This window comes from Vibrio iocasae (genome assembly GCF_042245395.1).
Taxonomy (GTDB): domain Bacteria; phylum Pseudomonadota; class Gammaproteobacteria; order Enterobacterales; family Vibrionaceae; genus Vibrio; species Vibrio iocasae.
Window position 1 is genome coordinate 3,577,916 of record NZ_CP145311.1, and the last position, 24,290, is coordinate 3,602,205.

General features: G+C 43.2%; 22 protein-coding genes, 1 tRNA gene, 1 rRNA gene and 1 riboswitch. Of the genes, 9 read left to right on the forward strand and 15 right to left on the reverse strand.

The genetic code is table 11. The features are described 5' to 3' along the window. Positions 1 to 9: 9 nt before the first annotated feature. Positions 10 to 1,503, forward strand: a complete 1,494-nt coding sequence (gene gppA, locus SNR28_RS26335; protein ID WP_375751915.1) for a guanosine-5'-triphosphate,3'-diphosphate diphosphatase — start codon at positions 10 to 12, stop codon at positions 1,501 to 1,503. 95 nt (positions 1,504 to 1,598) lie between these two features. On the opposite strand, the gene SNR28_RS26340 is transcribed toward gppA, so the two are convergent. The 3 genes from SNR28_RS26340 to recQ form a co-directional block, all read right to left on the reverse strand. After that, entirely contained in the window at positions 1,599 to 2,270 is a 672-nt protein-coding gene (locus tag SNR28_RS26340) for a 7-cyano-7-deazaguanine/7-aminomethyl-7-deazaguanine transporter (protein WP_375751916.1), read from the reverse strand. Positions 2,271 to 2,599: 329 nt separating this feature from the next. Next, complete coding sequence (locus tag SNR28_RS26345) at positions 2,600 to 2,902, reverse strand: DUF3630 family protein (protein WP_375751918.1); 303 nt, start codon at positions 2,900 to 2,902, stop codon at positions 2,600 to 2,602. Further along, the gene (gene recQ, locus SNR28_RS26350; RefSeq protein ID WP_375751919.1) at positions 2,895 to 4,730 is read right to left on the reverse strand and encodes an ATP-dependent DNA helicase RecQ; all 1,836 of its coding nucleotides are present in this window, start codon (positions 4,728 to 4,730) and stop codon (positions 2,895 to 2,897) included. The genes SNR28_RS26345 and recQ overlap by 8 nt, the downstream gene beginning before the upstream one ends. A gap of 154 nt (positions 4,731 to 4,884) precedes the next feature. Between recQ and rarD the strand changes: the two genes are divergently transcribed. Further along, entirely contained in the window at positions 4,885 to 5,799 is a 915-nt protein-coding gene (gene rarD, locus SNR28_RS26355; protein ID WP_375751921.1) for an EamA family transporter RarD, read from the forward strand. An 882-nt stretch (positions 5,800 to 6,681) separates the two neighbouring features. Here rarD and uvrD read toward each other — a convergent pair. Continuing rightward, on the reverse strand, positions 6,682 to 8,853 hold the full coding sequence (uvrD, locus tag SNR28_RS26360; RefSeq protein WP_375751923.1) for a DNA helicase II: 2,172 nt from the start codon (positions 8,851 to 8,853) through the stop codon (positions 6,682 to 6,684). 290 nt (positions 8,854 to 9,143) lie between these two features. Between uvrD and SNR28_RS26365 the strand changes: the two genes are divergently transcribed. The 4 genes from SNR28_RS26365 to SNR28_RS26380 all read left to right on the forward strand — a co-directional run bounded on the left by SNR28_RS26365 (position 9,144) and on the right by SNR28_RS26380 (position 11,573). After that, on the forward strand, positions 9,144 to 9,404 hold the full coding sequence (locus SNR28_RS26365) for a DUF2282 domain-containing protein (RefSeq protein WP_277824890.1): 261 nt from the start codon (positions 9,144 to 9,146) through the stop codon (positions 9,402 to 9,404). 79 nt (positions 9,405 to 9,483) lie between these two features. Continuing rightward, complete coding sequence (locus SNR28_RS26370) at positions 9,484 to 10,332, forward strand: DUF692 domain-containing protein (protein WP_375751925.1); 849 nt, start codon at positions 9,484 to 9,486, stop codon at positions 10,330 to 10,332. Next, positions 10,329 to 11,108 (forward strand): DNA-binding domain-containing protein, encoded by a 780-nt coding sequence (locus SNR28_RS26375; RefSeq protein WP_375751926.1) that lies wholly within the window; start codon positions 10,329 to 10,331, stop codon positions 11,106 to 11,108. The genes SNR28_RS26370 and SNR28_RS26375 overlap by 4 nt, the downstream gene beginning before the upstream one ends. Positions 11,109 to 11,111: 3 nt before the next feature. Continuing rightward, positions 11,112 to 11,573, forward strand: coding sequence for a DoxX family protein (locus SNR28_RS26380; protein ID WP_375751927.1), 462 nt, complete (start codon positions 11,112 to 11,114; stop codon positions 11,571 to 11,573). 58 nt (positions 11,574 to 11,631) lie between these two features. Here SNR28_RS26380 and SNR28_RS26385 read toward each other — a convergent pair whose 3' ends face one another. After that, complete coding sequence (locus SNR28_RS26385; protein ID WP_375751928.1) at positions 11,632 to 11,913, reverse strand: hypothetical protein; 282 nt, start codon at positions 11,911 to 11,913, stop codon at positions 11,632 to 11,634. Between the two features lie 111 nt (positions 11,914 to 12,024). Continuing rightward, complete coding sequence (locus SNR28_RS26390; RefSeq protein WP_375751930.1) at positions 12,025 to 13,203, reverse strand: multidrug effflux MFS transporter; 1,179 nt, start codon at positions 13,201 to 13,203, stop codon at positions 12,025 to 12,027. A 100-nt stretch (positions 13,204 to 13,303) separates the two neighbouring features. Between SNR28_RS26390 and SNR28_RS26395 the strand changes: the two genes are divergently transcribed. Both SNR28_RS26395 and SNR28_RS26400 read left to right on the forward strand, forming a co-directional pair. Beyond that, positions 13,304 to 14,248, forward strand: a complete 945-nt coding sequence (locus tag SNR28_RS26395; RefSeq protein ID WP_375751932.1) for a LysR family transcriptional regulator — start codon at positions 13,304 to 13,306, stop codon at positions 14,246 to 14,248. Positions 14,249 to 14,306: 58 nt separating this feature from the next. After that, positions 14,307 to 16,085, forward strand: a complete 1,779-nt coding sequence (locus SNR28_RS26400) for an aminopeptidase P family protein (RefSeq protein WP_375751934.1) — start codon at positions 14,307 to 14,309, stop codon at positions 16,083 to 16,085. A 56-nt stretch (positions 16,086 to 16,141) separates the two neighbouring features. Here SNR28_RS26400 and thiH read toward each other — a convergent pair whose 3' ends face one another. The 7 genes from thiH to crcB all read right to left on the reverse strand — a co-directional run bounded on the left by thiH (position 16,142) and on the right by crcB (position 22,345). Beyond that, positions 16,142 to 17,254 carry a 2-iminoacetate synthase ThiH gene (gene thiH / locus SNR28_RS26405; protein ID WP_375751936.1) on the reverse strand — a complete coding sequence of 371 codons (1,113 nt, stop codon included), beginning with the start codon at positions 17,252 to 17,254 and terminating at the stop codon, positions 16,142 to 16,144. Between the two features lie 6 nt (positions 17,255 to 17,260). After that, entirely contained in the window at positions 17,261 to 18,022 is a 762-nt protein-coding gene (locus SNR28_RS26410; protein WP_375751938.1) for a thiazole synthase, read from the reverse strand. 1 nt (position 18,023) lies between these two features. Next, entirely contained in the window at positions 18,024 to 18,224 is a 201-nt protein-coding gene (gene thiS, locus SNR28_RS26415) for a sulfur carrier protein ThiS (RefSeq protein WP_375751940.1), read from the reverse strand. Further along, entirely contained in the window at positions 18,221 to 19,000 is a 780-nt protein-coding gene (locus SNR28_RS26420; RefSeq protein WP_375751942.1) for a ThiF family adenylyltransferase, read from the reverse strand. The genes thiS and SNR28_RS26420 overlap by 4 nt, the downstream gene beginning before the upstream one ends. Further along, positions 18,993 to 19,766: a thiamine phosphate synthase gene (gene thiE / locus SNR28_RS26425; RefSeq protein WP_375751944.1), complete on the reverse strand. Its 774-nt coding sequence runs from the start codon at positions 19,764 to 19,766 to the stop codon at positions 18,993 to 18,995. The genes SNR28_RS26420 and thiE overlap by 8 nt, the downstream gene beginning before the upstream one ends. Beyond that, positions 19,767 to 21,677: a phosphomethylpyrimidine synthase ThiC gene (gene thiC, locus SNR28_RS26430; RefSeq protein ID WP_375751946.1), complete on the reverse strand. Its 1,911-nt coding sequence runs from the start codon at positions 21,675 to 21,677 to the stop codon at positions 19,767 to 19,769. 126 nt (positions 21,678 to 21,803) lie between these two features. Then, positions 21,804 to 21,902, reverse strand: a riboswitch (TPP riboswitch). A gap of 59 nt (positions 21,903 to 21,961) precedes the next feature. Beyond that, positions 21,962 to 22,345: a fluoride efflux transporter CrcB gene (gene crcB, locus SNR28_RS26435; protein WP_375751947.1), complete on the reverse strand. Its 384-nt coding sequence runs from the start codon at positions 22,343 to 22,345 to the stop codon at positions 21,962 to 21,964. A gap of 444 nt (positions 22,346 to 22,789) precedes the next feature. On the opposite strand from crcB, the gene SNR28_RS26440 reads away from it, so the two are divergent. Then, positions 22,790 to 23,813, forward strand: a protein-coding gene (locus SNR28_RS26440; RefSeq protein ID WP_375751544.1) for an IS630 family transposase whose coding sequence is annotated in 2 segments (ribosomal slippage) — positions 22,790 to 23,244 and positions 23,243 to 23,813 — 1,026 coding nt in all. Because the reading frame shifts where the segments join, the coding sequence is not laid out codon by codon here. Between the two features lie 216 nt (positions 23,814 to 24,029). Here SNR28_RS26440 and SNR28_RS26445 read toward each other — a convergent pair. Continuing rightward, positions 24,030 to 24,106, reverse strand: a tRNA-Asp gene (locus SNR28_RS26445). Positions 24,107 to 24,137: 31 nt separating this feature from the next. Next, positions 24,138 to 24,253, reverse strand: a 5S ribosomal RNA gene (gene rrf / locus SNR28_RS26450). Positions 24,254 to 24,290 lie beyond the last annotated feature (37 nt).

Below are 24,290 nucleotides of genomic sequence, written 5' to 3' on the forward strand. Positions count from 1 at the left end.
AGGAATAGAATGAGTCAGGCAGTTTCTTCTCCGTTATACGCTGCTATCGATCTCGGGTCGAATAGCTTTCACATGCTCGTTGTGCGTCATATAGATGGCAGCGTTCAGACACTTGCAAAGATTAAGCGCAAAGTTCGCTTAGCGGCAGGGCTTGATGAGCAGAATGCTCTTAGTGCTGAAGCTATGCAGAGAGGATGGGACTGTCTGAGTCTTTTTGCTGAAAGACTTCAGGATATTCCAAAAGAGAACATCCGTATCGTAGGTACCGCGACACTGCGTACCGCTACTAATGTTTCTACTTTTATAGAGAAAGCGAATCAAATCCTTGGGTACGATATCGATATCATTTCCGGTGAAGAAGAAGCAGCCACTATATATAAGGGTGTTGCTCATACCTCAGGAGGTATCGGTAAACGTCTGGTAGTTGATATTGGTGGAGCAAGCACTGAGCTGATTATTGGTGAAGGGTTTGAAGCCAAAGCGCTGACCAGTCTGAAAATGGGCTGTGTTACCTGGCTTGAGAAGTACTTTAAAGATCGCCAGCTTTCTCAGAAGAACTTTGACGTTGCTATCGATAAAGCTAAAGAGACACTTCAGCCGATTCTGGAAGAGTACACTTCTATCGGCTGGGATGTTTGTGTCGGCGCAAGTGGTACCGTACAGGCGCTACAGGAGATCATGCTTGCTCAGGGGATGGATGAAGTAATCACCCACTCCAAGCTGAAAAGACTGCAAAAACAAGCAATGCGTTCTGATCACCTGGAAGAACTGGAGATAGAAGGCTTAACACTGGAGCGAGCTTTAGTTTTCCCTAGTGGCCTATCTATTCTTATCGCTATCTTTGAGCTTCTAGAAATCGACTCAATGACGCTTGCCGGTGGCGCTCTGCGTGAAGGCATGGTGTATGAGATGATGCCGGAAATGCGTCAAAGCGATATTCGAAGCAGAACTATTAATAGTGTTCAGAGCCGTTATCAGATAGATAAAGTCTATGGAGAACAGGTTTCTAAGTTAGCACTTACTCTTCTTGAGCAATGCGGTGGTAAAGCGTGGATTGCTGAACCACAGGCTGCATACCTGCTTGAAACAGCAACTAAGCTGCATGAGATAGGACTATCTATCGACTTTAAGAAAGGTGGCGAACATAGTGCTTACCTGCTGAACAGTCTGGATCTTCCTGGGTATACCAGAGCTCAAAAGCATCTATTAGCAGAACTGGCTCGTCGTTATAGAGAGCAACTAAGCTCTATACCAGAGCAACATGCCGTTTCTGCTGAAAGCAGTAAGCGGCTTCTTCGTCTACTACGATTGTCTGTTCTGCTTTCTCACCGACGAGATGTTAGCCTCCAGCCAGACTTCGAGCTGAAAGCTGACAACGATGAACTAACCCTGAGTATTGAAAAGCAGTGGTTAGAGAAGAACCCTCTCACTTGTGCTGAGCTGGAAATTGAAGCGAATCGTCAGAGCGATATGGGCTGGCCACTTACCATTAAGGCTGTTTAGTTTCTCTCTTTAAACTTCCTTCAAAACAAAAAAAGCTTGTCACTCTGTTAGAGGACAAGCTTTTTCTTTATCTGCAGTTTGTGCGGTTGGCTTAATTAAGCTTTAACACCAGCGATAGTCAGTTCTGGGTTTACAGCAGTCAGCTTCTTAACCAGATAGTTTAGTAGTACACCGTACATAGGAACAAACAAGCCAAGGCTAATTACCAGCTTAAAGCCGTAATCCACCAGCGCGATTTCAGTCCAGTGTTCAGCCATAAACGGATCCGGGCTCTGGTAGAAAGCAATCGCGAAGAACGCCAGTGTATCTAGTGCATTACCAATTAGTGTTGAGCATGTTGGTGCTACCCACCACTGCTTAAGTTGGCGCAGACGGTTAAACACCTGCACATCCAGAATCTGTCCTAATAGGTAAGCCATGAAGCTTGCTATCGCAATACGAGCAACGAACAGGTTGAATTCGCCTAGTGGTGCTAACCCTTGAAACTGACCTTCATAGAAGATCACTGATAGTACATATGAAGCAATCAGTGCCGGAAGCATAACCAGGAAGATGATTTTTCTAGCCAGCTTTGCACCAAAGATACGAACTGTCAGATCGGTAGCAAGAAAGATAAACGGAAAAGTGAATGCGCCCCAGGTCGTGTGCATACCAAAGATAGTAAATGGAAGCTGAACAAGGTAGTTGCTGGATGCAATGATTACCAGGTGAAACAGAACAAGGACAGATAGTGCTTTGCGCATTTGCGCAGGGGTAAAGTTACTCATATTGTACCTTTTTGGTTTTGCTTGGGGTTGAGGGAACCCAAGTGAGCAAATGCTCTGGTTAACAAATATCGTTGCTCATTGAGAGCGGGCGGCGATTATACATTAATCAGTTTTGGCTGCAATAGGTTAAAAAATAGCAAACGTTTTTGTGAAGGGAATTTTATATTCGTACCCGACAAAGCTCTGGATATTCCTGCGTAAAAACGCTGTAAATACTTCCCTGTACGCTCTAATTTTTCTTCCATGAAAAATAAGTTTTACTCCGGAACAGCCAGACCTTTACTTAAAAGAGGAGTCAATCTTAAGAAGCGAGTTACAAAAACAGAAAGTTAAAAGCCAACGCGAAAAAGCTTTGCCAGATAATCGAGTTCTTCTCTGTTTTCTGTTGGAGCCAAAGCCTCCAGCCAGATTGACTCGCTGTAATGCTCCGCTTTAAGCATCAACTTGCAGCCTTCAAAATCAATCAACCAGGAGTGGATATCTGCATCGGTTTGCTTCTCTACAATAGATGCAGAAAGAAGGGAGACGAGCTTTTCACCCAGTGCAGGGTAAGAGTCGAAATCGAATGAAGGGGAAGAGAGGATAAGTTTGCCCTCTTCTTCTATATATTCCACCAGCCCAAAATCAGCCATGAGTAATGTGCTCCTGAATAAGGTCTAGAAACGGATCAGCATACCTATCTAGTTTAACCTGCCCTACACCATTTACTGCCAGCATTTCACCGTATGAAGTTGGTAATATCTCGGCCATATCGATAAGCGTTGCATCACTGAACACCACGTATGGCGGAACATCATTTTCATCAGCGATAGATTTACGTAGCTTACGCAGTTTAGCAAACAGAACCTTGTCGTAGTTCTTGCTGGTCAGTTTTTCTGACTTAGCTGAACGAGCAGCAGTATCTAGTCTCGGCACCGCAAGTTCCAGTGTTCGCTCTCCTTTTAGCAGAGGGCGTGCCTCTTCGGTGAGCTGTAGCGTTGAGTTACGAGTGATGTTCTGAAACAGTAAGCCTTTATGGATAAGCTGACGCATGATACTAACCCAGTAATCATGACTGTGTTCACGGCCAATACCGTATGTAGAGATCTTATCGTGGCCATTTTCACGTACTCGGATGTTCTGCATGCCTCGAAGAACCTCAACCACATACCCCATACCAAAACCTTGATTCACTCGGTAAACACATGAAAGTGCCTTTTGAGCAGCTTCAGTCGCATCAAAGTGTTTCGGTGGATCGAGACAAATATCGCAGTTACCGCAAGGTTCATGGCGATACTCTCCGAAGTAATTGAGCAGGACTTGTCTGCGACAGGTTTGCGCTTCAGCAAATGCACTCATCGCATTTAACTTATGGCTTTCAACTTGTTTCTGTGGGCCGTCTGGCTTTTCATCCAGCATCCGGCGCAGCCAGCCTATGTCTGCTGGATCGTAAAGCATCATGGCTTCTGCTGGTAAACCGTCACGACCTGCTCGGCCGGTTTCTTGATAATAGGATTCAATATTTCTTGGAATATCAAAGTGAACAACAAATCTAACGTTTGGCTTGTTTATGCCCATACCAAATGCAACGGTTGCCACGACTATCTGAATATCATCACGCTGGAAAGCTTCCTGAACATAAGCACGCTCATCAGTTTCCATACCAGCATGGTAACCAGCCGCACGGATATGATTATTGCAAAGCTTCTCTGTCAGCATTTCTACTTTCTTCCGGCTACCGCAATAGATGATTCCACACTGACCACGCTGCTCACCAAGAAAGCGGATAACCTGAGATACGGGCTTGTGCTTTTCTATCAGGTTGTATCGGATGTTTGGCCTATCGAAACTACCGAGGTATATATGCGGTTCACTCAAATGAAGACGGGATACGATATCCTTTCGGGTAGCATCATCTGCGGTGGCAGTTAGTGCCATTACCGGAACATGAGGAAACTGAGTTTTAAGCTGACCTAAAGCTGCATATTCCGGACGGAAATCGTGCCCCCACTGAGAGATACAGTGAGCCTCATCTACTGCAATCATAGATAGGTTCAGATAACTTAATCGCTCCAGAAAGTCATTGGTTAATACTCGTTCCGGAGAAACGTATATAAGCTTCAACTTCCCATGATTCATACGGTTATAAACCGTAATCAGCTCCTCACGAGGCATTGAGGAGTTAATACATTCCGCTGCAACACCATTCGCTTTCAGTTGATCAACTTGATCCTTCATCAACGAAATCAGTGGAGAGATAACAAGAGTGATCCCTTCATGGTTCAATGCCGGGATCTGATAGCAAAGTGACTTACCACCTCCCGTCGGCATGATGACTAGGCTATCCTGATTATTAAGCGCCGACTCAATGACCTCTGCCTGTCCGTCTCTGAACTCCTGATAACCAAATACGTCACCAAGAACACCTTTGGCATTCAATAGTGAAGATTCAGAGTTTTCAGCCAGAAGAGTTGATGTCATTTTGATTCCGGGTCGTTGCGAATGGCATAAGTTGGCCCGCCATTGTAGTGATGTTTAATTGTGAATTAAACCGTAATTTGTTCGCAGCTCAATTGAATAACTCTTATACTGGACGACTCCATAATAAAATCATACCAATAGCCATAAAACACTAATGACAACTGAACAACAACAGCGAGCACGTCAGGGCGTCCTATTTGCGCTAGGTGCATATACCATGTGGGGTATCGCCCCAATCTACTTTAAGGCATTAACGGAAGTTCCTGCCCTGGAAATATTGTCTCACCGAATTATCTGGTCTTTTTTTGTTCTTGCCGCTCTTATCCAGGTAAGCCGTCAGTGGAACACTGTCGTTAATGTACTTAAGGACAAAAAGAAGCTCCTTATTCTGACCGCGACAGCTCTGTTAGTTGGGACCAACTGGCTTATATTTATCTGGTCGGTTAACGCAAATCATATGTTGGATGCCAGCCTGGGCTATTACATCAATCCCCTGTTCAACGTGATACTCGGGATGGTTTTTCTAGGTGAACGATTAAGGAAGCTACAGTGGCTGGCGGTTGCGCTAGCATTTGTAGGCGTCATGATCCAGGTGATCGCGTTTGGATCTGTACCATATGTAGCTCTTGCTCTGGCGATCTCTTTTGGTTTGTACGGATTGCTAAGGAAGAAAGTTAATCTCAATGCTCAGGTCGGTCTATTTGTAGAAACCATGGTTTTGATCCCTGCTGCAGCTATCTATCTGTTTGCTATTGCAAGTTCAGACACATCAAACCTAATTAATAACGATTTGAGCCTCAACATACTACTGTTGAGTGCCGGTCTTGTGACAACAGCACCTCTACTCTGCTTCAACGCTGCCGCAACACGCCTAATGCTCTCTACACTAGGTTTCTTCCAGTATATTGGCCCAAGCTTGATGTTTATTCTTGCTGTTACCGTTTATGGCGAACCGTTCAATCATGACAAAGCGACAACATTCGCCTTTATATGGGCTGCATTATTCTTGTTTAGCTTTGATGGTATAAAAGCCAGCACAAAAAATCGAAAAGCGGCAGCCTCTCAATAGAAATTACCCTCTTTTGGCCCGGTTTTACCGGGCTAACTCACCCTAAATAATTGTTAAATTTATAACAAATACCAATGCCCATCTTGCACTCATAAGTCTAATTTTACATAAATACCCAATTATTTGTTCAAAAAGCCATCTACGTGCATAATCATGCACTCTCATTTGTTAACAAATGTTTTCACTCTGTTACGACATAATCCCACCCCCTTGTGAGAGATCTCTTACAAAGCCGTAAGCAATAGTATCTTTAAGCCCTAAGCCATATTCATAACTTTGACTTAACTTTCTGTTTTAAAAAGCATTAGTGTTTTTGGGTTGTTTTTTGGACACTTGTAATCCATTTCACCTCCTTGCTGAATTAACCATAAAGAGTAATATTTAACTTGTCGGCAGGGAGCTGATAAGGAATGGAAAGCACCACGGATTGGTAGTCTTCAGGATGAAGATTCGGTTATTCAGGATGAGTAATCGGCAAGGAAAGCAAAACGGACATTGAATGGAATCAATAGTGACTAGGATGGTTGCTAGCAAGGAAATGCAATGGACACCTCTGGATGAGGCAAGGACTTAACATCAGGATGATGTAAGGGACACCGCTCAGGGAACAAGTGAAGTGCGCTAACGAGGATTGTTAGCAGATCAGGATAAGATCAAGGACACCGCTAGGAAGGCGACGAAAGGAATAAGCTGAAGGAAACAGCACACTATCATGGATTAGATGCATGGAGCACTTTTAGTAGCCGGATTGCTGCGAGTAAGACTATAGCCCCGATACGCAAGTATCGGGGCTTTTCTTATATGGTCTTCTAAATTTTGCGATAAAGCTTTTAGAACAGAAGCTTTATCGCGATTTCATGTAAAGATGATGGAATTAGAAACCTACATGGTCTCCAGCTTCGCATATTGAGTAACCAGCCATTTGATGCCCTCTCCGTTGAAAGCCACCTGAACACGACTTTGCGGACCACTTCCCTCAAAGTTGATAATGGTACCTTCCCCAAACTTAGGGTGCTTCACACGCTGGCCAAGGTTAAACCCTGTTTCATTGAAGTTCTGCTTAACGCTAGTCTGGCTAAACCTTCCTGATGTTGCCGGTCTGCTCACTTGTGCCTTCATTCGCACTTCTTCCAGACACTCTTCCGGCAGTTCTCGTATAAATCGGGATGGCTTGTGGTACTTGTCCTGACCATATAAACGACGCATTTCCGCGTAAGTGATATACAGTTTTTCCATTGCACGGGTCATACCCACATAACAGAGCCTACGTTCTTCTTCCAGGCGAACCGCATCCTCCGCAGACATCTGGCTAGGGAACATGCCTTCTTCCACACCAACCATAAATACCAGAGGAAACTCCAGGCCTTTTGCACTATGAAGTGTCATTAACTGAACAGCATCATCAAACTCATCAGCCTGACCTTCACCCGCTTCCAGAGCAGCATGAGATAAGAATGCAGATAGCAATGTCATCTCTTCCGCTTCTTCTGGCTTTTCAAACTGGCGTGTAGCTGTGACAAGTTCCTCCAGGTTCTCTATGCGAGCTTTGGATTTTTCACCCTTCTCCTGCTCGTACATAGCGAACAAACCGGAAGCCTTAATAACATGGTCAGTCTGTTCATGCAGAGACATCTCAGCAGTATCATCTTCAAGTGCATTAATCAGTTCAATAAAGCGACTCATGGCACCCGCAGCTCTGCCAGCCAAAACCTTTTCTTCGACCAGGGCGACACTCGCTTCCCACATAGTCGCTCCACGATCTCTCGCAGCGAAGCGAATGGTTTCAAGTGTTTTATCCCCCAGACCGCGCGTCGGTGTATTTACGATACGCTCGAAAGAAGAGTCATCATTTCGGTTTGCCATTAATCTTAAGTAGCTAAGAGCATCCTTGATTTCCTGACGCTCGAAGAATCGCATACCGCCATAGATCCGATAAGGTAACCCGGCCTGGATTAACGCCTCTTCCAGAACACGAGATTGGGCGTTGTTCCGGTAAAGCATTGAAGTATCTGAAAGTGCACCGCCTTTATCCTGCCACTCCTTAATTTTGTTTACAGCAAAACGAGCTTCATCTAGTTCATTGTAAGCAGAGTAAACAGAAACTTTTTCACCCTCTAGACCGTCCGTCCACAGTTCCTTACCAAGACGCTCAGTGTTGTTTGAGATCAACTCGTTGGCAGCATTCAGTATGGTTTTGGTCGAACGATAGTTCTGTTCCAGACGAATAGTATTAACGGAAGGAAACTCTTCGGTAAATCGGTGGATATTTTCAATCTTCGCACCACGCCAGCCATAGATGGACTGGTCATCATCACCAACGATCATCACTTTACAGCCCGGTCCAGCCATCATCCTGAGCCACGCATACTGAATGTTGTTGGTATCCTGGAACTCATCCACAAGAATGTGCTTGAAACGAGCCTGATAATGTTCACGTATAAACTTGTTGTCTCTAAGTAGCTCATGAGCCCTTAGTAGGATTTCAGCAAAGTCCACCAGCCCCGCTCTGTCACAAGCCTCTTGATAAGCTTTATAAACTTGTAACCAGGTTTTGGTAACTGGGTCGTTGTAGGCATCGATATGGTTAGGTCTCAGACCTTCATCTTTTTTGCCATTAATCCACCAGCTCGCCTGTCTCGCTGGCCACTGTTTTTCATCTAAATTTTGAGCCTTAATCAGGCGGCGAAGTAACCTTTGCTGGTCTTCTGAATCGATAATCTGGAAGTCTTCAGGCAATTTTGCATCGAGATAGTGAGCTCTTAGGATTCGGTGACAAATGCCATGGAAAGTACCGTTCCACATGCCAGATGCACTTCCCATCATAAGCTCTTCGATTCTGCCTCGCATTTCAGCGGCCGCTTTGTTGGTGAACGTAACCGACATAATCGAAAATGGGGAAGCTTGCTCAACAGACATCAACCAGGCGATTCGGTGTACCAGCACTCGCGTTTTACCACTACCTGCACCCGCTAATACCAGGATGTTTTCTAACGGAGAAGCAACCGCCTCACGCTGTTTATCGTTCAGGCCATCAAGAAGTAAAGATGCATCCATTTAGTTCACCAAACCATGTTACTGTTTATTTATACATATCCAGCCATTATACCCCAACTATCCAAAAACTTTCCTTTATAAATCCACAAAAAAATCATCGCAACTATTTACTAAAATACAGGAACTTACATTCAAGCCATGAATAAATACTAAAAATAAGTATAAGTTTTTTGAAAGTTTTTCACGATTCATCGAGTCCTTATCTTCAAGCCAGTTGCAGATATGCTCAACATCTAACAAACGGTAACTGTGCTGATTAAATATACGGAATTAACTTCGAGGAATTTAGAATGAAAAAGTCAAACATTGCTGTAACTGCTGCTGTTTCAAGCCTTCTTGCTATCGGTGCTACTGCACTTACGACCACTCAAGCTATCGCTGCCGATAAAGAAAAGTGCTACGGCGTTGCTAAAGCTGGTAAAAACGACTGCGCGACTAAAACAAGCTCTTGTGCTGGTACATCTAAAGAAGATTTCCAAAAAGACGCATTTATTGTTGTACCTAAAGGTCTTTGTGACCGCCTTGCTGGTGGTAGCACTTCATCTAGCTAATCCCTCGGTTATGAGAGTATTTGGTCACCCATGATCCAAATACTCTCTGACCTCCCAACTAGACCATCAAGGAACGAGTATGCGGTTACACAAAGAAATTGGAGTTGGCCTTAGAACCCCTCATATGGACCACTTTCTAGAGGCGCAACAAGAGTTAAGCTGGCTAGAGATTCATAGCGAAAACTACTTGCTTCCGAATAGTGTTGATCGAAAAAAACTTAACCGAATTAGAGAGTCCTACGATATTAGTTGTCATGGTGTAGCGCTTTCTCTGGGGTCTGCGGGAGGAATTAGCATTGAACACCTTAAACAGCTAAAAGGCTTGTTCGACGATATCGACCCTTTTATGGTTTCAGATCATTTAAGCTGGAGTGAGAATAACGGCCAATACTTTAATGATCTCTTACCACTGCCATATACAGAAGAAGCTTTGGATATATTCGTGAACAACGTGCTAACTGCACAAGAATATCTGAAGCGAACAATACTCATAGAGAACCCTTCGAGTTATTTAAAGTTTTCTCACTCAACAATTCCCGAATGGGAGTTTCTGTCTGAAGTACAGAGGCAAACAGATTGCCATTTGCTACTTGATCTAAATAACGTGTATGTTTCTTCGTTTAATCACGGATTTGATTGCCACGAATACCTTAATGGAATAGATGCGAGCGTAGTAAAAGAGATTCATCTTGCTGGTTTTACGGTAAAAGACCACCCAAAGGGCGAAATCTGGATAGATACACACAACCAACCAGTGACACCTCAGGTTTGGCAGTTGTATGCTGACTGGACTCAAAAAAATGGAGCAAGACCAACTCTAATTGAGTGGGATCTGGACATTCCAGAGCCAGAAGTTCTGATGTCTGAAGCACATAAAGCAAATACTATTTTGTCAGAGGCTCTTTGTAACCTTAAGGATGCGTCATGACAATTAGCCTATCTGAACTACAGAATAGATTCGCCGACGAGCTCCGCTATAAGGAATCTACTTTAGACAATCCTTGCATGATCGAGAGCACTAGCTTTACCAGTGACGAAAGACTACAGATATACAGGAACAACTTTGTTATTGGTTTATCGGAAGTACTGGAAGCCACCTACCCAGTAATCAAGGCTTTGGTCGGAGATGAGTGCTTTCAGGCCTTATCGAGAGAGCACGTACTTACAAACGCGCTTTCCGAAGGTGACGTAACCCATTTTGGAGAACGATTTGAACGCACTATTGCTTCGATAAAAACCGTTTCAGAGCCGCTTCCTTACTTAGTAGACATTGCCAGATTGGAGTATGCACTGGATCGCTCTAACAACGAACTAGCACAAGCATTACCATCACCGATGCTTAAGCCTCTAAATGAGATTTCGGATGTCCCAGAAGATCAACAAGACAAGATTGTTCTTCACCTCAAGCACGGTACTTTTTCGTTAAATTCAGACTATTCCGTTTACTCTATCTATAACGGTGTGATTTCAGGGCAACTAGAGAACATCAGTATCGATAAACCCGAGAGCGTTTTAATCAGAAGTACTGCAAACAATGAACTAGATGTCACGACTATCAGCACTACTGCTTTCAGGTTGATTCTGTCAATTCGCGCGAACAAACCTTTAAACCAAATAGAACCTTCCGAGCTAAACGCTCTCCCTGAGATTTCATCTTTCGACGTTTTATCTGGCTTTACTCTTACAAATCAGACACAGGATTAAGTAATGAACAGCTCAACGATTTCAAAGTATATTCATAGCTACGAACTGATGATAAAAACAACCCAGAACATTTTCGTACCAGTTTTCTTGCTGTTTCTCAGACTATGGGTCGCATGGGTTTTCTTCAAGTCGGGTTTAACTAAGATATCGTCCTGGGACAGTACGCTCTATTTATTCGAACTAGAGTATCAGGTGCCAGTAATCAGTTGGCAACTAGCAGCCTATCTGGGAACGGCCGCAGAGCTCATTTTACCGGTGTTTGTGGGGCTTGGTTTATTAACGAGACCTATGGCTTTCGCTCTATTCGTATTTAATATCGTAGCCGTGGTTTCCTACCCATTACTATGGGAAAAAGGTTTTTATGATCATCAATTATGGGGCTTGATGATATTAAATATCATTGTTTGGGGTGCAGGAAAGATATCTCTAGATCATTTAATCAAGAGAAAGTTGTCATCTAAATAATATATTCATTAACTTAATAGCAATTAATTCCTCTTCAAGATTTAGTTGCTATTAAGATTTACTTTGTTAGAAAAGCTTTTAATTCGTCTACCGAAATACCGTCTTTAACAAGCTCTTCAGCTAGTAGCTGCACTTGTTCGTCTTTTCTTGATTCAATAACTTGCTGGAACTGGTAAACAATATCACGAAGCATATGCAGTGGAATTTGCTTTGCTGCGCTGCGGATGCGCTCTTCACTTTGATTACCCAACTCACTAAGCAACTTTCCAAACATCACTTTTTCAGGTGCATCTTCTAGTTGCTCTAATACGCGAGCCATCTCATAGGTGGTTAATGCCATTAGGTGAAATATTTCCTAAGAAAATTAGTCGTAAAGGAGTGTTAAATATACACTCCTTTTTTTCTTTCGGGAAACAATATTTATTCTATCTACGGCTCTTACTTAATTTAATTAAGAATAGACTTCATGCCACTTTTTCCCTTTTCTGCTCATTAAAATGATTAGTGCCGGAGTAATAATTAACATGTGTAAAGCAATACTTTGCTGTGGTTCTAATCCTAGCCTTTGGCTAGTTCCTACAAACATACCTGCACCGCTCATTTGAATTAGTCCTAACAAGGCCGCAGCTGTACCAGCTTTATTACCAAAAGGAGCAAGAGCCTTACCGGCGGCAGCACCCAATATCATCGAAAAACCAGCTGATGACAAAAACACTGGGCCCATGAAGGCGAAAGGATGATCTACGTTCAGCAATAGCAACATCCCAATACCGGCCGCGACTATAAGAGATATTCCTGAGATCAGTGTAAAGTGACTACCTTTACTTTGCATGATTTTAGGCGCGATAAATGCCGCTGCTATATTAATCGCGGCGTTCGCTCCGAACCAATAAGTAAACTCATTCATCGAAAGGCCAAAGCCTTCCATCAAAACAATAGGTGCCGCACTTACGTAGGCAAGTATCACGGCCATTGCCAGCATGCATAAGAGCGCATGAAACTGAAACGTATCTGACGATAGAACACTTTTGTACCGTTCTAAACTAAAAATAGGTCCAACGGCTTTACTTTTATTGGTCTCTTTCATTTGAGTGACAACAACCAACCCAACGACTAACGCAAACAACGTCATAAATGAGAAATTGCTTCGCCAACCGTACGCTTGAGTTAAGAAACTACCCAATATAGGAGCCAGGGCAGGAATGAAACAGATAGCACCGTTAAGGTAGCTGATCATCTGTCCACTTTTGTTCGCCCCAAATAGGTCTCTCACCGTTGCAAAAGCAGCCACAGAAGTAGCACAAGCACCAAAGCCCTGAAGAAGTCTAGCAAGTAACAACCAATCGATACTCGTTGCAGCTGACGCTAAATAAGAACTGGCTCCGTATAAAACAATACCGCATACCGCAACAACCTTGCGACCGTATCTATCCGCTAAGGGGCCAGCAAAAAGTTGCCCAATACCCATAGCAAACAAAAACCATGCAATTGTATCTTGAGCGAGCGCGTGTTCCACGTGAAACGACGACGCAATAATAGGAATAGCTGGAAGATATATGTCGATTGCCAAAGGGCTAAATAGCACCAATAAGACCGTAATAGATACCTGTAGCTTTGATTTAAAAGTCATGTTTTTTGCCCACTTTTTAATACGAGCAAATTTTATATGTTTAGTGATATGAATAGAAATGGCATATACTCATGAGTGATATTCCCATGAGTAAAATCATATGAACCTTGAGAAACTATCCCGAATAGACCTAAATCTGCTGGTTTGTTATAAAGTTCTCGCAGAGGAACTAAGTGTTACCAGGGCTGCTTCGCGACTTTGTCTGAGTCAGTCCTCAGTAAGTAAGTCGTTAGCGAAGCTTAGAACTCAGTTCGATGATCCCCTGTTCGTTCGTACCTCTCATGGTATTGCTCCTACAGCCAGAACTATTTCTATAAAGCCTAAGCTCGATAATCTAATTGCACAGCTCATAGCGATTAGCGAGCCAGAAAGCTTTACACCCCAAACAACTCAGCTCTGTTTTAATATCGCACTCGTTGAGAGTGTCTACCCTTTGGTGCTACCACACTTTTTACCGGCAATTTTTCAGCAAGCACCACAGCTCACGATTAGTACACACAACTGGAATAAAGATACTTTTAAAGACATTCAAAATGGTCAGCTGGATATGGGTATCACAGGCAAAGATATTGAGTTTCAGGATGCTTTGTTAACCATGCTCCCACCAGATGATATTTGTGAGCAGGAGATTTACCGCGACAATCAAAAATGCGTGGTACGAAAAAAGCACCCTTGCCTAAATAAACCCTGGAACCTTGAAGCTTATCTAAAGCTAAGACACCTGCAAGTACGATGTGATGGAAACGACCGCTGGCTTCTAGATTACAAGCTTGCGGAAAAAGGATTAGATAGAGATATCGCCATAACCGTCCCTGATTTTAATAGTGCTGCAAATCTATGCTCCTATACAGATTTTGTCTTTACAGCTCCAAGTCATTTTACAAACCTGATGGCAGAGCAATATGATCTCACAGTATTACCACTACCACTAGAGTTTCCCCCTATGGCCTATACTCTTTTTTGGCATAAAGAAAGGGAACAAGATCCTGCACTCACCTGGCTAAGGCAAATAATTAAGGAAAAGACACACCACCTTAATTCGTAGTATTCTGACAAATCAGTCACAGCTGCTGCTACAAACTTATAACTATTAAAGGAACATCATGACCAATACGATTATTGAACGTGTAGAGAAAGTTAGAAATTGGCTAAGCAAAAACGACCTTGATGCTTTCGTCATTCCTCATGAAGATGAGTTTCTGGGAGAATACTTGCCAGAACACAACGAACGTTTACTCTGGGCAACAGGGTTCACTGGTTCTGCAGGTGCTGCAATTATAACTAGAGATAAAGCAGCTATATTTGTAGATGGTCGATATACGGTTCAGGTTACAAAACAGGTTCCTGGCTCCGTGTTTGAGTATCGTCATCTAATTGAAGAGCCATTAACGCATTGGATCAATTCTGAGTTGGCAAGTAACTCTAAGATCGGTTTTGACCCGCGAATGCACTCTTCGAAGTGGTTGGAAACGACAACTCAGAAACTTACTAATTTTGAGTTGTTGCCTGTCGACGACAACCCAGTAGATAAACTGTGGTCAGAGCGCCCTTCTCCAACACTATCAGATGTTATGCTAATGGATATTAGTAAAGTTGGAGTATCTAGCGCAGAAAAACGCAAACTTGTTGCGGGTCTCATCGAGGAAAACAAGTCGGATGCAGCAGTTCTTACAGAGTTAGACTCCATATGCTGGCTTCTCAACATTCGTGGTTTAGATGTTTCCAGACTACCAGTACTGCTTTCCCACGCAATAATTTACAGCGACGAGTCAGTTGATTTCTTTATCGATCCGGCACGCTTGCCAGGAAACTTTATTGATCATGTAGGAACCGGTGTTCGTATATATGCTCCGGTTGAGCTTGAGTCTGTTCTAAAAAGCCTCGAAAACAAATCCGTCGTTGTAGATAAGTCATCAACTAATGCATGGATCTTTAACACTCTTATAAGTTCTGGTGTAAATGTTGTAGATACAATGAACCCTTGTGCTCTTCTCAAAGCTCAAAAGAACGAAGCTGAGATTTCTGGCATGAAAGCTTGCCACATTCGCGACGGAGCAGCGATGGCTAAGTTTTTACACTGGCTCGATCAACAAGTTGACCAGGGTATTTATCATGATGAAGCGGTATTATCAGATACACTTGAAAGTTACAGACGCCAAGATGATAGCTTAGTTGATCTAAGTTTCGATACGATTTCAGCAGCCAGCGTAAATGCTGCAATGTGTCATTACAACCATCTTAACCAGCCAACACCTTCAACTATCCAGCCAGATACTATGTATCTTGTAGACTCTGGTGGTCAGTACCCTGACGGCACTACAGACATAACTCGTACAGTCGCTATCGGTAAACCTAGCAACGAGATGAAGAAACAATTTACTCTCGTTCTTAAGGGGCATATTTCATTAGCTAGCGCCAAATTCCCTAGTGGCACTTCCGGACATCAATTAGATGTTTTAGCAAGGCAACATCTATGGCGTTATGGCTACGACTTCGACCACGGTACGGGCCACGGTGTGGGCCACTTCCTGAACGTACATGAAGGGCCGCAAAGAATCGCAAAAGCACCAAACAGCGTAGCTCTTTTACCGGGCATGGTTCTTTCAAATGAACCGGGATATTACCGTGAGCAAGAGTTCGGTATTCGAATTGAGAACCTCGAATTAGTCGTAGATGTAGATACTAGCGGTGATATGAGCGTTCTTGGATTTGAGTCATTAACCCGATGCCCGATCGACAAACGATGTATCGAACTGTCGCTGTTGTCAGAAGACGAAGTTGAATGGCTTAACAATTACCATCAAACTGTCTGGCAAGAGGTGAGCCCTTTACTGGAGTCAGATGTATTGGGGTGGCTGAAAGAGGCAACTGCAAAAATTTAAACTACCTAAAAAAAGAGAGGCGTAATCAGCCTCTCTTTTTTGTTTCACGTGAAACATCACCCCGAGTAAGCGCTATCCCAGTCTTTCCAAACAGGCACTAAATTCGCCCGTTCTATAGCTAAAGCAACTTCAGATGGTGTTCTACTATCATCAATCGAGAACTGTTCTAATTCTTGACTATTATTCGCATACCCGCCTGGCTGAGTTTTTGAGCCTGCTGACATGTTCGTAATCCCAAGCTTTACTGCATTATCTCTAAACCGTTCAGACTCTCTGGTGGATAGGCTCAACTCTACTTCATTGTTGAACAGACGATAGGCGCAAATCAACTGTACTAGTTGTCTATCAGTCATAAGCGATTTAGGTTGAAACCCGCTTTCGCAAGGTCTAATACGAGGAAACGAAATTGAATAGCGAGTTCTCCAGTAACGTTTTTCGAGATAATTCAGGTGAGTCGCTAGATAAAAGCTATCTGTTCTCCAGTCATCTAAACCAATCAAAACACCTAAACCAATTTTATCGATGCCTACCCGAGCAAGCCTATCCGGAGTTTCGATACGAAATTGGTAGTCGGCCTTTCGTCCTCTTAAGTGATGCTGAGAATAAGTGCGGGAGTTGTAAGTCTCCTGATAGATCATTACTCCATCAAGCCCTACATTAACAAGTCCCTTATACTCATGTTCTTCTAGAGGCTGTACTTCCATGTTCACGTAACTAAACTTATCTTTAGTCTGAGAAATCGCTTTAGCAAGATATTCAAATCCAACCTTAGCCTCATGCTCCCCCGTTACCAATAGAATATTGTCAAACTTCATTCTTTTTATAGCATCAAGTTCACCCTTTATTTCTTTCTCATTTAGTACCTTTCTCTTAATTCTGTTGTCCATAGAGAATCCGCAATATGTACATACATTTGAACAAAGGTTAGAAAGATAAAGTGGTGCGTATAAGCCAACGATGTTGCCAAATCTTTTTCGTGTTAACACAAAGGATTTTTGTGCCATCTCTTCCAGATAGTTTTCAGCAGCAGGAGAGATAAGCGCTTTAAAGTCTTCCAGATCAAGAGTGCTTTTGTTTAGGGCTCTTACTACGTCACGGGTAGTTTTGCTATAGATAGAAAGACTAGTGTCATCCCAATCCATTCCCTGAGTTTGCTCGAAGAAAGACATTCCGCTCTACCCCAGGAACTCTGTTAATGGACTGGTGTGTTGCGCATGAACGCTCGTTTCCCCGAGACCAGCCTCATAAGCAATACGACCCGACTCCACTGCAAGTTTAAAAGCTTTTGCCATAGCGATAGGATCTGATGAGCTAGCAATACCCGTATTAATTAATACCGCATCCGCTCCTAACTCCATCGCATAGGAAGCGTGAGAAGGAGCTCCAAGACCAGCATCAATAATCACGGGAACATTCGCTTGTTCGATAATTATCTTCAAGAACTCCACACTAGCTAACCCCTTGTTAGTCCCGATAGGTGAAGCTAATGGCATCGTCGCAGCACAACCGACCTCTTCAAGTCGTTTACACAAAACCGGGTCTGCGTGGCAATAAGGTAATACTATGAAACCCTCTTTAACGAGGATTTCTGCCGCTTTTAACGTTTCAACAGGATCGGGCATTAAGTACTTAACGTCCGGGTGTATTTCGAGCTTAACCCAGTTTGTATCTAAAGCCTCACGAGCCAACTGGGCAGCAAAAACCGCTTCTTTCGCATTCTTTGCGCCAGATGTATTCGGCAACAGATTTATGCCACTCGCTTTCAGTGGCGCGTATATATCAGACTCAGGGTTGTTAGTATCCACCCTTTTCAAGGCTAGTGTTGTAAGCTCAGTTCCGGAAGCTTTCAAAGAGTTCAACATCACTCTGTTCGAGCTAAACTTTCCGGTACCAGTAAACAAACGTGATTCAAACTCTCTATTTGCAATCTTTAACATTTCATCCCCCCGCTATCACTTTAAATACTGAAATGCGATCTTCTTCATTAAGTATCGTTTTATCCCAATCTCCTTTAGGACAAATTACTTCGTTTAACACTAATGCGCTGCCACTGGTATCAATTCGAAACTGTTTTAGAAAGTCGTCTATCGTACTTCCCGTTTCTAAGTTCACTTCATCTTTATCAAACCAAATTTTCATTTCATATCCCTTTGTTTTCCGGACCCACAAACAGTGCACGAAACGTTTTTAATTCCTTTCATTGACTCCCAGTTAAGTGACTTGCCATCGAAAGTTAGTAACCTAGTCTCTACTTCTGTTTCTAATCCCAGAAGATGCTTTATAGCTTGTAACGCTTGCATGTTACCTATAACCCCAACAACCGGGCCTAAGACTCCACGTGAAGAACAGTTTTCAAACTCAGCATCTTGAAAATCAGGAAACAAGCAGTGATAACAAGGCTGGCTAGCGTGCCCGTTTAATGCTGAAATAATCTGTCCATTCCAACCAATGGCAGATCCGGAAATCAATACCGTTTTATTCTTTACACAAGCATGATTAATCGCATAACGGGATTGGAAACTATCCGTACAATCAAGAACTACATCGGCCATCATGACTTCTAGCTCTAACTGTTCACCTTCTAAATCGTTTTCGACAGTTCTTATCTTTATGTGCCTATTTCGCTCTTCTAGATAGCTCTTTAAAATGGACGTCTTGTAGTAACTAATGTCACTCTCTTTATACGGTAGTTGCCGGTGTAAATTAGACTCGTCGATTCTATCGCCATCCGCTAATACCAACTTACCTATACCAGCTCCGGCTAAAAATGTTGATGCTGCAGTCCCTAACCCTCCACAACCGATTACAAGAATGTTCGATCGTAAAAGCGTTTCCTGACCAATATCACCCACCTCTACTAACGAAACTTGCCTTTCATAACGACGATAATGAAGTTCACTTAAACAATTACTCATCGTCACGACGCCTCGTCTCGGTAATCAAATCGTTAAACAGGGAAACAGCTAACTCAACGTTATTAGCCTGCGTAACAGCGCGCACTACAGCAATACTGTCCACACCACACGAGAGAACCTCTTTTGCGTTACTTAGGTCGATCCCCCCAATAGCGACAGTAGGAACATCACGACCTAGCCGAATACTTAGATGGTCGACCGCTTTTTGATAAGCCCTTAATCGTGCTAGCCCCTGTGGTTGTGAAGGCATATCTTTAGTAGTCGTTGGAAAAATATGCCCTAACGCTATGTAGCTAGGTTTTAACTTTGCAGCAATCAATATTTCATCAAAACTATGTGTCGAAATCCCTAACCTTATACCTGCGGATTTAATTAAGCTCGTTGAGGCTTCTATTAAGTCTTCCTGGCCAAGGTGAACACCATAAGCTCCATGCTTAATAGCTAGCTCCCAATAATCGTTGATAAAGACCTGGGCACCATGTTCGCGCCCCAAGGAAATTGCCTTTTCTATTTCTTCCTCGAGGTTCTCACGCTGTGAATCTTTGATCCTTAATTGAACTGTTTTAACACCCACCTTTAAAAGCCTATCTACCCATTCAGCAGATTCCACGGCCGGATAAAATCGAAACTTTTCAGCTTCAATAGGCTTAAAACTGTCTCCTGTATTTGAGTTAAGCTCGAAGTCGATTGCATTTTTTGTGTGTCTAAGCTCATCTTGAATTGTTTCACGTGAAACACTGGAGTTTGCAAGGGTCTGAAAATTCATTTAACTATCCTCCTCAAACTCAAGGCTATACAGGGAACTTCCATTTTCTAAAAACTGTTTTGACTTCTGTTCTAACTGGAAATCAACACTATCGTTATTAGGGGCGTTAGCTGATCGACCTTCTGACGCACGTATTTCATGCGAGAGCTTCATCGAGCAAAACTTAGGTCCACACATAGAGCAGAAGTGAGCGACTTTTCCTGACTGTTGCGGAATGGTTTGATCGTGATAAGCTCTAGCTGTCTCCGGATCAAGGGCTAGATTGAACTGGTCTTCCCATCTAAACTCGAACCTTGCTTTGGACATAGCATTATCACGAATTTGAGCTCCGGGGTGCCCCTTTGCTAGGTCTGCTGCATGTGCTGCTAGCTTATACGTGATTAATCCTGTCTTTACGTCTTCTTTATCCGGTAAACCAAGATGTTCCTTTGGCGTTACGTAACAGAGCATCGCACAGCCGTACCAGCCGATCATCGCGGCACCTATACCTGATGTAATATGGTCATATCCTGGAGCAATATCTGTCGTTAGAGGCCCAAGGGTATAAAATGGAGCCTCATGACAATGTTCTAGTTGCTCTTCCATATTCTCTTTGATCATATGCATCGGAACATGTCCAGGCCCTTCAATTATTACCTGGACATCATATTCCCATGCAATAGATGTCAGCTCTCCGAGAGTACGAAGTTCAGCAAACTGAGCTTCGTCGTTTGCATCTGCAATAGAACCCGGGCGTAGCCCATCTCCAAGTGAAAGAGCTACATCATACTGAGCACAAATCTCGCATATCTCTCTAAATCGCGTATACAAAAAGCTCTCTTGATGATGCGCCAGACACCATTTTGATATTATGGCACCACCTCGGGAAACAATTCCGGTAACACGTTTTGCGGTCATTGGAATATGGTGAAGCCTGAGACCGGCATGAATGGTGAAGTAATCCACCCCCTGCTCTGCTTGCTCTATTAGTGTGTCTCGCATGACTTCCCATGTCAGGTTTTCAGCAATGCCGTTAACCTTTTCTAATGCCTGATACATAGGAACTGTACCTATTGGAACTGGGCTATTCCTAAGAATCCACTCCCGAGTTTCATGAATGTTTCTACCTGTCGATAGATCCATTACCGTGTCTGCACCCCAACGAGTAGCCCAAACCAGCTTCTCAACCTCTTCTTCTATAGAGGATGTCACTGAAGAGTTACCAATATTAGCGTTCACCTTTACCAGAAAGTTCCGCCCGATTATCATTGGTTCGGTCTCGGGGTGATTGATGTTAGAAGGTATAATTGCTCGCCCTTCAGCAACTTCACTTCGTACAAATTCAGCTGTTATTTCTTTAGGTAAGTTTGCACCAAAACTTCTACCCTGATGCTGAGCTATCAGAGCTTTATCACGGTATTCAGCACGTCTCATGTTTTCCCTTATGGCTATAAACTCCATTTCAGGTGTTATGATTCCTTGCCGGGCATAGTGAAGCTGCGTTACATTTTTACCAAGTCTTGCCTTTCTAATTGAAGGTAAATTGCCATAACGAAGCTCTGTTAATGACTCATCGTCTAAGCGCTCCTGGGTGTAAACAGAACTTACTGCGTTTAGTACTTCGGTATCACTTCGCTCTAAAATCCAACCTTCTCTTAATTTTGGTAAACCTTTATGAAGGTCTACTTTATGGGTAGGATCTGTATACATACCCGATGTATCGTACACATGAACAGGTTCATTCGGCTCAAATACTGGCGCTTCTTTAGTTCCCCCAACCAAACTTTCATCCAGGCTTATCTGCCTCATAGGCACTCGAATACTACTCTTGCTGCCTTCTACATAGATTTTGGTTGAGTTGGGGTATGACTGAACCGATAGCGTATCGATAAAGTTTCTGGCTATAAGCCTTGATTGTTTGCGACTCGACATGCATTTTCCTTGCGTTATTGCTTGATAAAATGCTTGCCGGAAAGATGCTACAAGAGGTGTCGAGAGACAGCAAAAAGCTAAAATTCTTTGCTGTATCGACAGATTGATATGGGTTCAGAATAGATCTGTTATATCTCTCTTGTTCCCTTCGCAGGTATTAACCCGATCAGGTTCAACGGATCCCGAATTAACGGTCTCAGCCTAATGGCACTCCGACAAGTAAAATCAGTATATAAAATCAGTCTGGAGAAACCAAGCTGACCTGTTAAACGATGTGGAAAAGATTAACTTTTCATTAGCAATTGGAAGCCTACCCAGGCAGCAGATATACTTAATACAACGTTAAGCAAAACATTTAAGCCCATCTTAAAAAAGGCTCCTTGCTGAAGAAGCAGAACGTTATCCATAGAAAAAGTCGAAAAGGTTGTTAGAGCTCCCAGAAACCCAAGGCCGATAATCTGCCTCCATGGTGCTACTGCTAGCAACTCTTTTTCAAAAGCGGCTATCAAAATACCCATGATGCATGAACCAACAACGTTAACGACCAAGGTACCGTAAGGAAAGCCCCGCCCTAGTAAAACGATGCATAGCTCAGAAACCAAATAACGGGAACAGGCACCAAATGCTCCGCCAAGAGCGATAAAGCCTAAAGTAGCAAATTGACTCATAACATAAACCTAAATCTTAAAGTGCCGAAATTTTACGCTAACAACCTCCTTTTACCAATACAAAATTAGGAACATAGACTTAATAACTTTAAAGATTTTAAATGTTACAGGAGTAACTTTTATTAGGACTAATAGGCTGTATTTGTCTTATTGCCACTGATGTAAATAAACTTCGGAATAGAAAACATTAACTCAGAATCTTTCATGGGACGATCTACAAGGCCATTCTAAGGTTTAAGTGATATAATATTGGCATATTGTGTTAAACAGCCCTAAGTGACTGTAGAGGGCCAATTTTGGTAGAATCCAAGGGAGTCTTTATCTTATGCTAAAAATGTGCGATTTGAAGAAATAGCAAAATGGCAAAGACTCTCAGATCTGGCTGGCAATTTATACCAATTCCATTAATTTTGTGATCTAATGAAGGCTCTTAAAGGAGCCCTCATGAAGCACGATTTCCCCAGCCTTATCAACTCCACATCTAACGCTCGGCTTAGAATACGTTACCTTGCTGTTTCCCACTTTGTTGATGGTAAAAGCCGTACAGAGATCGCTCAGTTCCTCAAAGTCAGCAGAGTTAGCGTTAACAAATGGGTTAAGGCCTATCTCGATCACGGCCTTGAAGGACTGCAAGAAAAGCGTCATTCAGGGAGGCCTCACCGCTTAACCGAAGAGCAAAGGCAACAGCTCAAAGAGTATGTCACCGAACACGCTGTTAATGCTGATGGGGGCCGCCTTCAGGCAAGGGAGATCGGCCTCTTTATAGAAAGCAATTTTGGTATTACCTATCAACAGTCAGGGATATATCGCCTGCTACACGATATTGGCTTGAGTTGGATTACGACTCGCTCCAAGCATCCTAAGCAATCAATAGAAGCCCAAGAAACTTTTAAAAAAATTCCCAATAGAAACGATCCTTAAGATCCCCGGGCATGTCGCACTAAAAGATGTTCAGATATGGTTCCAGGATGAGGCCAGGTTTGGTCAGCGCAACACGACAACCCGAATATGGGCTCCCAAGGGCACTCGTCCGAGGGCGGTACAACAGCAGCAATTTGAATATGCATACTTGTTTGGAGCCGTATGCGTTACCACTGGTGATGCGGAAGCCATTGTTGTGCCTGTTAGTAATATGGAGGCAATGAAGGAACAACTTCGGCTTATCTCACATGCCACACCAACAGGTAAGCACTCTGTTGTCATTATGGATCAAGCGAGTTGGCACCAAAGCTATCTTGCAGATGATTTTGACAACCTCAGTATCATTCATATACCGCCATATTCCCCGGAACTGAACCCAATAGAGCAGGTGTGGAGTTGGCTTCGTCAAAACGAACTCGCAAATCGATGTTTTGAAAACTATGGCGATATTGTCGACAAGCTTTGTCGTGCCTGGAATAAGTTCTGTTCAGAGAAAAGCAGAGTTATCTCACTCTGCTTTAGAGATTGGGTTAACCTGATAACTTAATTAATGGAATTGGTATTAGCAAGATTCTTGAGTCCTATTGAAGGAAATGACAGGCATTAAAAACCCGACGCTTTCGCATCGGGTTAAAATAAGTGGCGGGGTTGCGGGTAACTGGGACTCAACACGCACGGCCAGTGCAGAGACTAAAGCGCAAAGCGCTTTCAGGGAGCATTAAACGCAAAAAAGCCTTGTCTTTCGACAAGGCTTTAGAAGAAGTGGCGGAGCGGACGGGACTCGAACCCGCGACCCCCGGCGTGACAGGCCGGTATTCTAACCAACTGAACTACCGCTCCGCACTGGTTAGACTCTAAGTCTAAATTTAAAGCCTGGCGATGTCCTACTCTCACATGGGGAAGCCCCACACTACCATCGGCGCTATTGCGTTTCACTTCTGAGTTCGGCATGGAATCAGGTGGGTCCACAACGCTATGGTCGCCAAGCAAATTCTTTAATTCGGAAAACTGATGTTAATTAACT